Here is a 14,217-nt window from a genome sequence, read left to right as displayed (position 1 = left end):
AATCCTCCTTCAAATTTTTTATTGTTGGTTATACGTAAACATCCGTGCATTAATCGCCACTATCACCGTACTCAAGCTCATTAATACTGCCCCTACTGCCGGGCTTAGTACGATTCCTAACGGAGCTAAAACCCCTGCCGCAAGCGGTATTGCAAAAATATTATACCCGGTTGCCCACCATAGATTCTGGATCATTTTCCGGTATGTTTGTTTCGATAACCCGATTAAGGAAACAACATCTTTCGGGTTACTTTTTACAAGAACAACATCCGCTGTCTCCATGGCTACATCTGTACCGGCTCCAATGGCAATTCCCAAATCGGCAGTCGCCAAAGCAGGAGCATCATTCACCCCGTCACCGGTCATGGCAACTTGCCATCCTTTTGTTGATTTAATTTCCTTCACTTGGTCGGCCTTTTTGTCTGGTAAAACTTCTGCATATACTTCGTCAATATCCAATTGGTTGGCGACCCAGTGCGCAACTCTCTTATTATCACCAGTTAACATGACCGAATGAATACCCTTTTCTTTCAGGGAAGCAATCGCTTCTTTGGCTGTTTCCCGCACCATATCAGCCAGGGCAATCATGCCGACCAATTCATCCTCAACCAATACAAATACAACCGTCTTTCCTGCTTCCGACATTTCATTGAATAGTTGTCTGTCATAATCCATATGCTGGTTATCAACATATCCGGGACTGACAACATTTATCTTTTTACCATCTATTATCCCCTGGATTCCTTTTCCGGTGATGGATTCAAAATCGGTAATTTTTTTAAGTTTAATCCCTTTTTCTTTCGCAGACTTTACGATACCTGCTGCAATGGGATGCTCTGAATTTTGTTCCAGGCTCGCTGCCCAGTTCAGGACTTCTTCTTCCTCATATTCTTTAGTCGGGACAATGTCAGTTACCCCGAACTCACCTTTTGTCAATGTGCCCGTTTTATCAAAAACAACCGCATTAAGATTTCTAGCCCCTTCAAAATTAGCTCGGTTTCTGATGAGTAATCCATGCTTAGCAGATATCGATGTCGAGACTGCAATTACAAGTGGTGCGGCTAATCCAAGCGCATGCGGACATGTAATAACCATTACTGTAACCATTCGCTCCAAGGCAACATCAAATGGATATCCTAACATTAACCAGATGAACAATGTAATAAAACCAGATGCCAGGGCCACATAAAACAACCACTTTGCTGCCCGGTTGGTGATATCCTGTGTTCGGGATTTTGATTCCTGTGCTTCTTTTACCAGTGTTATAACCTGGGTAAGGTATGAGTCATCACCTGTTTTTTCAACCTGTATCGTAAGTGATCCTTCGTTATTGACCGAACCGCCGATAACTTCATCACCTTTGTATTTTTCCACTGGTACCGATTCCCCGGTAAGCATCGATTCATCAATAGCCGATTTACCGTCCACTATCGTTCCATCGACGGGAATTTTTTCACCAGGTTTTACAAGGACCCGGTCTTTATGTTTCAAATCAAACACCGGGACATCCTGTATTTCACCTTGTTCATCCACTTTATGCGCTTCGTTCGGCATGAGCTTCACGAGTTCTTCCAGCGCATTGGATGCTCCCATGACAGAACGCATTTCAATCCAATGTCCCAGCAGCATAATATCAATCAGTGTCGCCAGTTCCCAGAAAAAGTTTTTCCCCTGCAATCCGAATACGGTGAGGGAACTGTATCCATACGCAACAAAAATAGCAAGCCCGATCAGTGTCATCATTCCGGGATTCTTTTGTTTTAACTCACTAATACCGCCAGTGATAAATGGCCAGCCACCATAGAAAAATACAAACGTTGCAAGCGCGAATAATATATATTGGTCATTCGCAAATTGCCAGTCAACACCGATGAAATCCTGTATCATTGGTGACAAAATTAGAATTGGGATCGTAACGACTAAGGAAATATAAAATCGTTTTTTGAAATTGTTCACCATATCCCCATGGTCGTGATGATCGTGCCCTCCACGACCGCCATGATCATGATTCGCATGATTACTGTGCTCCTGATGGTTGTGATGATCATGATTATTGGTGTTGTGCTCTGTATAACCATCATGGCTGTGATGACCGTGTTCATGATGATGATGGGATTTATGTTTTTCATCGTGATTCGCCATACGATCACTCCTTACATTTAACATTCCTTAAAATTTTCAGGTGATACCTTTGATCCTATAAGGTGCTCACCGCTAATTACAATAATACGATACCCTTGTATGGTATTATACAAACATAAAAAAACAGTTACAAACCTGTAACATTTAAAGCTGGTCCTATCAAAGGAACCAGCCTATATGTTAAGTTATGCAACAACATCATAACCTTGCTCTTCCACTGCTTCACGCATATCTGACAATGTGATCTGCGCATCATCGTACGTAACATCTACTTTTCCACTGGCCAGATCAACTTCAGCACCGCTGACTCCATCCAATCCTTTCAATGCACCTTCAACAGATGATTTACAATGGCCACATGACATACCTTGTACATCCAATGTTACCTTTTTCATCCTGATTTCACCCCCTTTCAAAAGTCCGCTGAAAAGCCATGCACAGATGGCGAAACAAGATTGCAATTGTGAACTTTGGCATTTCGCATGTGAACTTCGGCATTTTTACATCTTATTATATTTTAACCCGCTTCAATCGCAGGGAATTAGAAACAACGCTGACCGAACTTAATGCCATTGCCGCACCAGCAATCCATGGTGCAAGTAATCCGATTGCTGCAACCGGAATTCCCGCTGTATTATAGCCAAATGCCCAGAAGAGGTTTTGCCGGATATTTCGAATTGTTGCATGACTGATTCGAATGGCTTTCGGTATGAGCAAAAGTTCCCCGCCAAGAATCGTAACATCAGCAGCTTCAATGGCAACTTCTGTACCAGTGCCAATGGCAATTCCGATATCTGCCGTAACTAATGCAGGTGCATCGTTCACACCGTCACCAACCATCGCGACCTTTTTATCCAGTGCTTGAATTTCTTTCACTTTATTCGCTTTTTCTTCAGGTAATACTTCCGCAATCACCTGATCAATACCAGCTTGTTTTGCGATAGCTTGTGCTGTTCGTTCGTTGTCACCCGTCAGCATGATCACTTCGAGACCTTGTTCCTGCAGCTCTTTAATTGCTTGTGGTGCGGTTTCTTTAATCGTATCCGCAACGGCAACAATTCCGCGATACTCTCCGTCAATAGCAATTAACATCGCCGTTTTTCCTTCAACTTCGTAATCAATCAATTCTTGTTCCGCACCACCAACATCTACTTGGTGATCTTGCATTAATTTTCGGTTTCCAACAAGAACGTGTTTTCCGAAAATCTTCGTTTCAATACCATGACCAGGTATAGCGTCAAATTCATCTACTTCCACAAAATCAATATCATGCTCTGTTGCATAAGCAACAATGGCTTCTGCAAGTGGATGTTCTGAACCTTTTTCCGCACTCGCAAGCAACTGTAATGTTTCCTCATCACCTGTAAAGTTTGTTACTTCAGGTTTTCCCTTTGTGATCGTTCCTGTTTTATCAAGAACAATTGCCTCTAACTGATGTGTTTTTTCCAGGTGTTCTCCACCTTTAAACAAGATACCACTTTCAGCAGCCTTTCCAGTCCCTACCATAATAGAAGTAGGCGTCGCAAGCCCTAACGCACATGGACAGGCAATAACGAGTACAGCAATTCCCGCAACTAAGGCAGGCTCAAATTGACCTGGCTGGACAAATGAAATCCAGGCGATAAATGTTAGAAAAGCAATTCCTACAACGATAGGTACGAAATAGCCGGAAATCACATCAGCCAGCCGTTGAATTGGCGCCTTCGATCCTTGCGCTTCTTCCACCACTTTAATAATCGATGCAAGGGCAGTATCTTTCCCTACCTTTGTTGCTTCCATTTCAATCGAACCATTTTTGTTTATCGTCGAACCGATAACAGCAGCGTCTATTTCCTTTTCAATCGGAATGGATTCACCGGTAATCATGGATTCATCAACAGATGTTTTCCCCTTTACGACCATACCGTCTACCGGTATTTTCTCTCCTGGTTTTACAATTAATCGATCACCAACAACAACTTCGCGGGCAGGTATCATGATTTCCTCGCCATTTCTTATAACGCGAGCTTCTTTTGCTTGCAAATTCAGCAAAGAGGATAGTGCATTTGTTGTCTGGGTTTTTGCTCGCGCTTCCAAATACTTGCCAAATAAAATCAACGTAATTAACACAGCACTTGTTTCAAAGTATAAATGCGGCATATATTCCGGATTGCCAATGGTCTTAAGTGCTTCATATAAACTGTAAAAATAAGCAGCACTCGTGCCTAATGCAACAAGCACATCCATATTTGCGCCGCCATTACGAAGGTTCTTATAGGCGCCAATATAAAATTGCCATCCAATGATAAATTGAACTGGTGTCGCTAAAGCAAATTGAAACCATGGATTCATGAATATTGCTGGCAGATTCATGCCAAATAAATGAACGAGCATCGTTACTAATAACGGTGCTGACAGTACAGCGGAAATAATCAACTTCGTCTTCTTTTGCTGCAGTTCTTTTTCTTTATGGGATTGTTTTTCCTCTGCTTCTGCCTTTGGTTTGGCATCATAGCCAATATTTCGGATCTTTTCGATCAAATTTTTTACATCAACCATTCCAGTGTTATACTCAATCGTTGCACTTTCAGTCGTTAGGTTTACACTTGCTTGCTTTACGCCTGATTGTTTATTCAAAACCTTTTCAATCCGGTTGGAACAGGCCGCGCACGTCATCCCCATGACATCTAGTTCAGCTTTTTCCGTCAAAACACCGTAACCAGTATTTTCTATCTTTTCCGTAATATCCTTAATCGAAGTCTTATCCGAATCGTAATCGACAGTTGCCTTTTCCGTTGTTAAATTGACGTGGGCTTCCACTCCATCCATTTTGTTTAAAACTTTTTCAACGCGATTGGAGCAAGCAGCACAGGTCATTCCTGTTATACCAAGTGTTTCATGATTTGTTTCGCTCATCATAGTTCCCTCCCTACTTGGAAAACTGCTTCATGACACTCATTAATTCTTCAATGGTTTCGTGACCTTCACCTTGTTTAATCGCATCACTGACACAATGGTGAATATGCCGTTCCGTGACATTGAAACCTACATTTTTTAAGGCGGATTGAATGGCGCTGATTTGTACTAAAATATCCATACAATATCGATCCTCTTCCACCATTTTCTGTATTCCGCGAACCTGCCCTTCTATACGTTTTAAACGGTTAATTGTCTTTTCCTTTTCATCCCGTGTTCTCGGTTTACTTGGTTGATCATGCAAGAATTTATCCAAATCAATCACTTCCTTTTCGTTTATATTTATACTATACCCCCATATGGTATTTTGTCAACTAAAAAATTTTATAAGATAAAAGTCTAATTCCTCCACATCTTTATGGAGGAATTAGATTTAACTCTCTTCAACAATTGCACCCGATCGATGAAGGAACATATATTTATAATTTCGAACACTATTCACTACTCCCCTCACTAAGCGGAAGTGTGATCCAGAAAGTATGAATGTCTCCATTCGACTGTACACCGATATTCCCATTATGGCGTTCAATTATCTCCTTGGATATTGCCAGACCAAGCCCTGTACCTCCCGAAAACTTACTTCGGGAAAAGTCAGTACGGTGGAAACGCTCAAAAATCTCACTATGTTCAGCAGCTGGAATGGGCTGACCGGGGCCGGATACTGTTACTTTGTAATTGGAATCCTGTTTTAATCCGTTTATCTGAATTGGTCCAGCACCCTCGTAGTATTGGATTGCATTTTCAATGAGATTACTAATAACCTGTGATATTCCGCCGTGATCCACCTTGACAATACCATGATCAGACTGAACGTCGATTCGAATCCTCGCCTTTTCCAGTGACCAATAAAACATTTCTGCAGATTGCCGAACAATCTGATGCATATCAGATGATTCTTTTTCAAAAAACTTCTGATTGGAAATATAATCCCATTCTTTAAGCTGCTCCAATTGTTTTACCATATTCGTGAGTCGGCGTGATTCATCATACAAATCCTGAAAGAGGTTTTCATCACCTTCAATAACCCCATTACTTAACGCATTTAAGTATCCGTTCAGGTTTGACAACGGCGTTCGAAATTCATGCGACAGATCTGATACAAGTTTCTGACGCTGCTCCTGGTTAACCTTTATTTGCTGGATCAGATCATTAAATTGTCCAATCAATTCCCCTGTCTCATCGTTTGATTTCACGGCAAGCGGTTCGGGATAGCGTCCTTCTTTCATGCGTTTTGTGGATTTAATCAATTCCCTTAGCGGATCAATCAACTTTTTTGTTATATAAAAATGAACCAGACTGCCAATAACGATTGCTGCAATACTGAAAATCCATAAATATTGGAAAAGAATCGAATTAAATTGCTTCTGCTTCTGATTGCTCAACGTGCCAAGCCCATCAGCCAATGAGCATGCAGTGTTATATATTGACCAACTACTCAATATAATAAAAGCAGTAATTACAATAATGTTGGTAATGGATAATCGCCATAAAAACTGCTTTGGGAGCCATGACCTGTTATGCTTATTCATTGGCAAATTTATACCCCATTCCCCGGACCGTGATAATTCGTTTCGGATCCGATGGTTTATCCTCGATTTTTTCGCGGAGTTTTTTAATATGAGCATCAATAGTACGATCCAGCACAATTTTATCAGCATACGGATACAACTGATCAATCAGATTTTCCCTGGAAAAAACAATATTCGGATTCTCCATAAAGAAATAAAGCAAGTTAAACTCGTGTTTTGTCAGATGCAACTGTTTATTGAATAATAGTACTTCTCCTTTGCGGGGTTTAATGCACAACCCACTATAAGCAATCTTCTGGCAAAACTGCCCCGTTCTGCGCAACACCGCCTCGACATGGGCAACAAGTTCATCAGGGTCAAATGGTTTTGTCAAATAATCATCTGCACCCATTTTCAGGCCGCTGATTTTGTCATCAGTACGTGCCTTTGCGGAAACCATGATAATGGAAACTTCATTCCGTTCCTGTTCCCTCACCCACATGCAGAAATCTTCCCCGCTCATTTTGGGGAGCATTAAATCCAGGATAATTAAACATGGGTGATTTGTCAGAAAAACCTCTTTTGCTTGTTCACCATTCTCAGCTTCGATAACGTCATATCCGGCTTTTACTAAATATATACTTATCAGACTACGAATCATTTTATCGTCTTCAACCACTAAAAGGGTTTGTTTCACAGTGACCACCTCGAGTCCATTTTGTACTATATGGCTGTATTATTTCATTTTTTTCCAGTTCCTGCACCATAAAATCATAATTCATTGCACCGAACGCCCTAAACCGGATCACCCCTTCTGCATCAATCATATAAGTGGTAGGGATGGGACGTATTTGATACATAGCGGCAACAGAGACTTGTCTATCTAATAGAATCGGAAATGTCAGATGATACTCGGTTCACATTCTGAATGTTTGCTTCAGACTTGGTTAAATTAACAGCTAAAATCGTAATGTCTTTGTTTTGATGAAGCTTTTCCATATCAGGAATTTCTGCACGACATGGCGGGCACCATGTAGCCCAGAAGTTAAGCATAACCGGATTACCCCTGAAGTCCGACAATTTTACCTTTTCGCCTTCCAACGTTTCCAGTTGAAAACCGGGTAATATCACCTACATCCAGTCCGACTACTCCGGTTTTAGTCACTTCCTCGGTTTCCTGATCCTGACTGCTCCCCTGTGAAGCAGTTTCGGTCTCGGACGTAAATCCTTTGTCGCTTTCCATTACTGTTTTATCATTTGATGAACTTACAAAATCATATACCGCCCACCCTAACATTCCAACAATGACAACAATTAAAACTGCTTTTTTCATCATTTCTTAAGCCCCCATCTCATCCTAACCTTGATAACCATGTATCCTGAACCAGATCAAGCAAGAACCCTGTTATACGCGGCATCAAACCAAAAAACAGTACAAGCCCCATAATAATCATGATAACCGCTCCTATTTTCATAATTAAATTGCTGTGCCGGATGATCCATTTGGTTGAACCAAGAAAAAATGTCAACACAAGAAATGGTAGTGAAAAGCCGATCACATACATCACTGTATAAAACACACCTTGCCCCGGATTACTTGCTGCTAAAAGCAGTATGGATCCGAAAATCGGTCCGATACATGGTGTCCATCCAGCAGCAAAACCAAGCCCGATAACAAATGTTCCGACATACCCTGCCGGCCGCTTGCCAAACCGATAACGGCGTTCCTTCATCAATGAGGGAATGGAAATCCAGCCTGCAACAAATAAGCCCATCACAATAATTAATATTCCTGCAATCCGTTGAATAAGCAATCCAGATTCACCTACAAGCAAATCTTGCGCCCACTGACCTAAAAAAGAAGCACTCGCACCTAAACTAATAAACACTAAGGATACCGCCAACAGAAAAATAAGTGAATGACTCAATAGCTGACGGCGGATTTTTATATTCTGATCTCCCTGCAATTCTTTTACACTGATACCGGTAATATACGACATATAAGCCGGAAAAATCGGTAGCACGCATGGTGACAAAAACGATAATGCACCAGCGCCAACCGCAAGAAACATTCCAACGACCAGCATCGTATCCGCTTCAATTCCACCCATTACAATCGCCTCTTTCTTTTTAAAAAAAATATATACAATAAACTGAACAAGATAAACAATCCTAAAAACCACGGCGAAACAATATACCCAAACACGGTTACAAACGGCTGTAAAAAGTAAAGTAACAGTACTCCCATACTCCAGCAGATAATTATGATTATCAACAGGATTGCAGCTGTTACGCGTTTTTGAATAAAAAGAAACACCAGCAACATTACTGTAAGCAGGACCAGGTAGCCAAACGCAAATTGATTATTATGATATATGTATTGTATAAATTCATAAGCAAATGAGGCTGCTAAAAATACAAGCATGGCAGATTCAAGGAATAACAGTGAATCCAGCTGCCATTTCCTTGACTTATAATGAAAAACTGCCGCACTGAAAAATAAAGCCAAATAAAATGAGTTCGCACCACTGGGATATGCCAACACAGATATAGGATCATTCATAAATAACGGGAAACTCAAAATGATTTTGCTTATCCAAATAAAGATAATCAAATTAATAAGCTGTGAAAATATCTCTTCCATATATAGCTTACGTTGTTCTTTGGACTGTCCGTTCGTAAGGAAAAAAAATATGAATCCGAAAAGAAAACTTAGCGCCATCACCCCGACTGACATTAACTTAATTGCAGCTGCCACAAATTTATTCCTCCATTCATCACTTTCACAAACACTTTACTTGTTTAATATGAAAATTTGATGAAAATAAATTGCAAAATATAAATACCTCTAACATGAATCATGTAAAATCAGGGATACTGGGACCGAAACAGTAGTTGTTCACATCCACTAAATGTTATTTATTTTACAGCATACTACCTAAAAACCGTCCCCAACGAAAAGGAAACGGTTTTTAATCTATTAGATGCAAACCAACGTGAAGTGAATTTTTGGTAATTCAACGAACATCTTGGCCCGAATAACGGTCATCCTGTTACGTATTTGGTACCGCCTTAAAAGCATAATTTTCAGGGTTCAATTGAATCAATTCAGCTGAAAAACCATTATTTACCAATGCCTTTTTCATATCATCCGAGGAAATACGGTGGTTCAGTGGCGGTCCGGACTTTGTCTCAAATGCCTCCCAGTCAAGCAGAAGCATCTGTCCACCGGGTTTTAAAATACGTGTTATTTCTCCAAGTGTTTTATCGATATCCGGCACCTCATGAATCACAAATGAAATCATAACCTTATCTATTGAGGTGTTATCAAGCTGGATTTGGTCTAAATTGCTTTCAACATACGTAATATTTTCAAGTTTTTCTGCTTCAGCATCTCCAGCATTCTTGGTTCAATATCGACTGCTTGGATTCTCTGCGCCTGTTTTGCTATTGGAATTGTGAAAAAACCAGTACCTGCACCAAGATCTGCAATTATATCACTGGATCTTATATCCAAATGGTCAATCACTTCCTCCGGCGGTAACCTCTTTTTCCGGTCTGAACTCGCCAGTACATGAGCCCTGTCTGGATTAAAACGTTTATCGGTCATTATTTATTCCCCTTTCATGATATAAGTGCTTCTCCATATAGTTACCTTACCGGCTTTTAACCAGTAAGTTGACAGCTTCTTTAATAATATCTTCGGAGTTTTTACCCGCATCTTTTTCTTCACGGATGCACTGTTCCAGGTTTTTACTTACAATCAGCGCTGACGTACGGTCAAGAGCATTCCTGGCAGCCGACATTTGACTCACCACATTACGGCAATCCTTTCCTTCGTCCATCATTTTCAACAATCCTCGTACTTGCCCTTCAATACGTTTCACCCTGTTTCTGATTTGATCATCATAATCCATGTCTGAACACCCTCTTTCTTTTCCGGTATCAATATAGTTCTTCACATAGTAATATACTCCACCATGTACCAATATTATTTGCCGGATGCGGATATTTGTCAAAAATTCAACCTTGAACCTGCTCCCCTTTAGTATTGCCAGTGCTTTCATCCCAATATATCCAGCCAAATTTTTAACGCAGTGGCAAAAATTAAAACGGCTAGTATCCATTGTAAAATTTTCGTGTTTACTTTTTTACCAATCCTTGCCCCCAGAGGCGAAGCGATTAAGCTTGCAACAATCATGATAACTGCCGGCACCAACAAAACTTGACCCGTCAGCACCTTACCTCCAGCAGACCCAATTGATGAAATAAAGGTAATTGCCAAAGATGATGCAATCGTAATTCGTGTCGGGATTTTTAAAGCAAGCAGCATAATCGGAACCAGTATAAATGCACCGCCCGCTCCTACAATACCGGCTCCTATCCCAACGAACAATGCAAGAAGAGCCGCCAGCCATCGATTAAATTGTTCCGGATCAAATACAGCACCATCCATTCTTTTTTTCGGAACAAACATCATGATTGCAGCCAGCACCGCCAGCAGACCATATACAAGGTTTATCCCCTCTTCAGTCATCAAGGAAGAAAAAAAGCCGCCGATAAAGCTGCCCGCGAGTATGCTGACTCCCATATAGCCAATAATTGATTTATGAATATAACCACCTTTCCTGTATGCCCAGACTCCGCCGATTGTCGCAAAAAACACTTGAATTGCCGTAATCCCTGATACTTCAAATGATGTAAATTCAGCTACACCCAAAGCAGCTGGTACATACAACAAAAGGGGGAAGTTGATGATTGCGCCGCCAATTCCAACCATCCCAGAAATAAAGGAACCCACGAAGCCTATAAGAAAAATGACAACTACAGTAACTACACTAATTTCCAAATTCTCACCCCCATCAAGGGGGCCCGCAAATCAGCGGGTCTCCTTTATGCCTTTTTAATCCAAAATTTCAGGATGTCCCCTTCTTCTGTTTGATCGACCAGTTCGTGACCACCTGATTTTGTCCAAGCCGCCAGGTCACTTTTGGCCCCTTTGTCAGTCGCATGGACTTCGAGAATTTCTCCTGAATTAATTTCATCCATTGCCTTTTTGGTTTTCACAACCGGCATTGGACATGCTATTCCTTTTGCATCTAATACTCTTACTGCTTCCATCATAAGTTCCTCCTGTTGGATTTTCTATTTTTCAGAGCTTTTTCCGCTCCCGCTATTTGCTGGTTTTCGTCAAGTCTGCTAGTTTAACCGTGTACTGCACAGCGGTTCGGTCCTATTTCCATTTCACGTTGTTTCTTATCTTCCGGGTCCATTTGACCCATATTGATCTGACGAATATTATCGTACTCGTTTGGCTGTGGCGGCAGATTTTCCGTTACCATTCTGTGGAATTTCTGTTCATCGTCCACCTTCAAACCCGAATTCTGCTCATACAAGTCACCAAGCCGTGCCTTGACACTGCCATCTTTGCCGAGCTCTTCTACAAAGGAATAGTGGGCAGGCAATACAATTAGATCGTCAGACAATTCGATATAACGGCTGTATAAGGTTTCGTGCAAATCACCAACCCAATCTTCAGCCTTTCCGGCCAAGTCGGGACGTCCGATCGATTTTACAAACAATATATCCCCTGTTAGCAGATATTTTTTATCAATAATTAATGATGTGCTTCCAATTGTGTGTCCCGGTGAATAAACAGGCTGAACATTAACCGTGGTATTGCCGATCGTAATATCGTGCCCTTCTTCCAACGGTGTATAATAGAACGTTACTTTTTCAGCATCTTTAGGCGGCAGATGATATGATCCGCCGGTATTATCGGCAAGCTTTCGGCCTCCCGAAATATGGTCAGCGTGAAGATGTGTATCAATTGTATACTCAATCGTTACATTTTTCTTTTCAGCAAATCGTTCATAAATATCCGTCATACGATTAGCGTCGATAACCGCAGCTGTCTTATTGGAAACGACCATATACGACAGACACCCTTTGCCAAGGCGAACAAATTGATAAATGCTTCCGCCATCGTTTAAGTCCGCTATTTTGACCGGTTCCAAGTGTTCACTCCAGGCTTCCATACCGCCTTCTAAATCATAAACATTTGTAAACCCGTTTTCTTCCATCAATTCTTTCACCATTTTCGATGAGTTGCCCTTGGCACAAACGACAATTACTTCCTGATCCTTATTTATTTTTTCCGCGATCGGTTCGACACCATCAAGTACATTAAAATAAGGTTCATTCATTATTTCAACGCTGTCTCCTTCAATCTTCCAGTCTTTAAACTTATCGGTATTTCGAACATCCAGAATAAGCGTTTCTTCACGATTGACGACCCGATTTGCCAGTTCGTCAGTTGTTATAGTCTTAGCCATAAATATTTAACCTCCTCATGTTAAAATGTCAGCGAAATATCAGCATCTTTAGCAAATTCAATGAAGGATGCTGCGCCGCCGACTTCAATCCCGTCTACAAAATCGTTTTTTTCCAAGTTCATAACATCCATCGTCATTTGGCAGCCGATCATTTTTACGCCCAGCTCTTGAGCCATTTCCAATAAGTCGCTGATGGATGGAACATTCGTTTTTTTAAAACCTTCTTGAAAGTCTTCTTTTCCTTCCGGGAGCGGCAGCCTTTTATGCGCCTCTTTATGAATCAGATTCAGTCCTTCAAATGTAAAGAAGATCCCTACTTCTTTATCGGATGCTGCTGCTGCAGTTGCAATATTAAATACTTTATAAGCATCGAACATACCACCATTTGCCGCTATAATTGCTACACGAGTGTTGCTGTTTGTCTTAATTTCTTTCATTTTCGTTTTACCTCCTTAGAATCACTGAACAGTAAATTCGTTGCTTTCTTCTTTTACATCAGATTGCTTCTCCTTTCATATTTATCGAATACATATACATGTACATGTATTTATACATGGCAAAAAATATAACCAGATACGGTTATTTTTTTGGAATTCCAAAAAACAATGCAACGCCACTATATACCCCTATATGTATTTTGTCAATAAGAATAAACTTGTGAAGGCTTTAATTCATCTTTGCCAGCTGCTGTATCATCAAATCATAGTTCATGGCACCCAAATGCATATAAGTTATATGGCCGCTTGCGTCAATCATATATGAAGTCGGATATGCCCGGACATTGTACTGTTCAGCAACCTTGGATTCTGTATCCTTCAACACAGGAAAGGACATTTTATAATTCTGTACAAATTTTTTAACGTCACCAATACTTTGTTCAGTTGACGTTAAATTAACCGCCAAAATCTCCACATTCTTATTTTTGTAGAGCTTTCTTAAATCCGGAATTTCTGCCCTGCACGGCGGGCACCATGTAGCCCAAAAATTGACAATAACAGGCTCTCCTCTGAAATCTGATAAACGCACCGCTTTCCCTTTCATGTTTTTCAATTTAAAATCAGGGGCAATGTTACCTGGCGAAAGACCTACCTCGTCTGTCATTTTTAGCCCGCCGTTTTGAGAAGATGGTGGAGTAGTTTTAGTTGAACTATTATTCAATTCGTTAGCAGTTTCATTAGTTGAGATTGCGAAATCATATACAGCCCATCCAAACATTGCTAATACAATTACTGCTATAATTGCCTTTTTCATTATTTGTAACCTCCATATTTCAGCCT

17 protein-coding genes and 1 pseudogene are annotated in these 14,217 nt (G+C 40.7%); all 18 read right to left on the bottom strand.

Annotation, left to right across the window (positions count from 1 at the left end; all coding sequences use genetic code 11):
* Positions 1–18: 18 nt before the first annotated feature.
* Entirely contained in the window at positions 19–2,142 is a 2,124-nt protein-coding gene (locus tag HUX68_RS03515; RefSeq protein ID WP_174613510.1) for a heavy metal translocating P-type ATPase, read from the bottom strand.
* Between the two features lie 185 nt (positions 2,143–2,327).
* The gene (copZ, locus tag HUX68_RS03510; RefSeq protein ID WP_174613508.1) at positions 2,328–2,537 is read right to left on the bottom strand and encodes a copper chaperone CopZ; all 210 of its coding nucleotides are present in this window, start codon (positions 2,535–2,537) and stop codon (positions 2,328–2,330) included.
* A 115-nt stretch (positions 2,538–2,652) separates the two neighbouring features.
* Positions 2,653–5,037 (bottom strand): heavy metal translocating P-type ATPase, encoded by a 2,385-nt coding sequence (locus tag HUX68_RS03505; protein ID WP_174613506.1) that lies wholly within the window; start codon positions 5,035–5,037, stop codon positions 2,653–2,655.
* Positions 5,038–5,050: 13 nt separating this feature from the next.
* Positions 5,051–5,353, bottom strand: coding sequence for a metal-sensing transcriptional repressor (locus tag HUX68_RS03500; protein WP_174613505.1), 303 nt, complete (start codon positions 5,351–5,353; stop codon positions 5,051–5,053).
* A 178-nt stretch (positions 5,354–5,531) separates the two neighbouring features.
* Positions 5,532–6,626: a sensor histidine kinase gene (locus tag HUX68_RS03495; RefSeq protein ID WP_174616334.1), complete on the bottom strand. Its 1,095-nt coding sequence runs from the start codon at positions 6,624–6,626 to the stop codon at positions 5,532–5,534.
* Positions 6,619–7,302 (bottom strand): response regulator transcription factor, encoded by a 684-nt coding sequence (locus HUX68_RS03490; RefSeq protein WP_174613503.1) that lies wholly within the window; start codon positions 7,300–7,302, stop codon positions 6,619–6,621. Before HUX68_RS03490 ends, HUX68_RS03495 begins: the two co-directional genes overlap by 8 nt.
* Entirely contained in the window at positions 7,277–7,465 is a 189-nt protein-coding gene (locus HUX68_RS19515) for a TlpA family protein disulfide reductase (protein ID WP_343033611.1), read from the bottom strand. The genes HUX68_RS03490 and HUX68_RS19515 overlap by 26 nt, the downstream gene beginning before the upstream one ends.
* Before the next feature lie 19 nt (positions 7,466–7,484).
* Positions 7,485–7,736: a TlpA family protein disulfide reductase gene (locus HUX68_RS19510; RefSeq protein WP_343033610.1), complete on the bottom strand. Its 252-nt coding sequence runs from the start codon at positions 7,734–7,736 to the stop codon at positions 7,485–7,487.
* Positions 7,666–7,941, bottom strand: coding sequence for a hypothetical protein (locus HUX68_RS19505; protein WP_343033609.1), 276 nt, complete (start codon positions 7,939–7,941; stop codon positions 7,666–7,668). The genes HUX68_RS19510 and HUX68_RS19505 overlap by 71 nt, the downstream gene beginning before the upstream one ends.
* A gap of 16 nt (positions 7,942–7,957) precedes the next feature.
* A complete protein-coding gene (locus tag HUX68_RS03480) occupies positions 7,958–8,716 on the bottom strand; it encodes a cytochrome c biogenesis CcdA family protein (RefSeq protein WP_174613501.1) in 759 nt (252 codons plus the stop codon).
* Entirely contained in the window at positions 8,716–9,363 is a 648-nt protein-coding gene (locus HUX68_RS03475) for a hypothetical protein (protein ID WP_174613499.1), read from the bottom strand. The genes HUX68_RS03480 and HUX68_RS03475 overlap by 1 nt, the downstream gene beginning before the upstream one ends.
* A gap of 295 nt (positions 9,364–9,658) precedes the next feature.
* A pseudogene (locus HUX68_RS03470) lies at positions 9,659–10,077 on the bottom strand (class I SAM-dependent methyltransferase); the annotation flags it as partial.
* A 184-nt stretch (positions 10,078–10,261) separates the two neighbouring features.
* On the bottom strand, positions 10,262–10,522 hold the full coding sequence (locus HUX68_RS03465; RefSeq protein ID WP_174616333.1) for a metal-sensitive transcriptional regulator: 261 nt from the start codon (positions 10,520–10,522) through the stop codon (positions 10,262–10,264).
* Between the two features lie 146 nt (positions 10,523–10,668).
* Positions 10,669–11,448 (bottom strand): sulfite exporter TauE/SafE family protein, encoded by a 780-nt coding sequence (locus HUX68_RS03460; RefSeq protein ID WP_425509533.1) that lies wholly within the window; start codon positions 11,446–11,448, stop codon positions 10,669–10,671.
* A 50-nt stretch (positions 11,449–11,498) separates the two neighbouring features.
* Positions 11,499–11,726: a sulfurtransferase TusA family protein gene (locus HUX68_RS03455; protein ID WP_174613496.1), complete on the bottom strand. Its 228-nt coding sequence runs from the start codon at positions 11,724–11,726 to the stop codon at positions 11,499–11,501.
* 83 nt (positions 11,727–11,809) lie between these two features.
* Positions 11,810–12,940 (bottom strand): MBL fold metallo-hydrolase, encoded by a 1,131-nt coding sequence (locus HUX68_RS03450; RefSeq protein ID WP_174613494.1) that lies wholly within the window; start codon positions 12,938–12,940, stop codon positions 11,810–11,812.
* Between the two features lie 20 nt (positions 12,941–12,960).
* Complete coding sequence (locus HUX68_RS03445) at positions 12,961–13,377, bottom strand: DsrE/DsrF/DrsH-like family protein (RefSeq protein ID WP_174613492.1); 417 nt, start codon at positions 13,375–13,377, stop codon at positions 12,961–12,963.
* Positions 13,378–13,606: 229 nt separating this feature from the next.
* The gene (locus tag HUX68_RS03440; protein WP_174613491.1) at positions 13,607–14,191 is read right to left on the bottom strand and encodes a peroxiredoxin family protein; all 585 of its coding nucleotides are present in this window, start codon (positions 14,189–14,191) and stop codon (positions 13,607–13,609) included.
* Positions 14,192–14,217 lie beyond the last annotated feature (26 nt).

Source organism: Virgibacillus ihumii, from assembly GCF_902726655.1.
Lineage (GTDB): Bacteria > Bacillota > Bacilli > Bacillales > Amphibacillaceae > Lentibacillus > Lentibacillus ihumii.
Note: the sequence above shows the minus strand (reverse complement) of the source record. Positions and strands in the feature narration are given on the sequence as shown.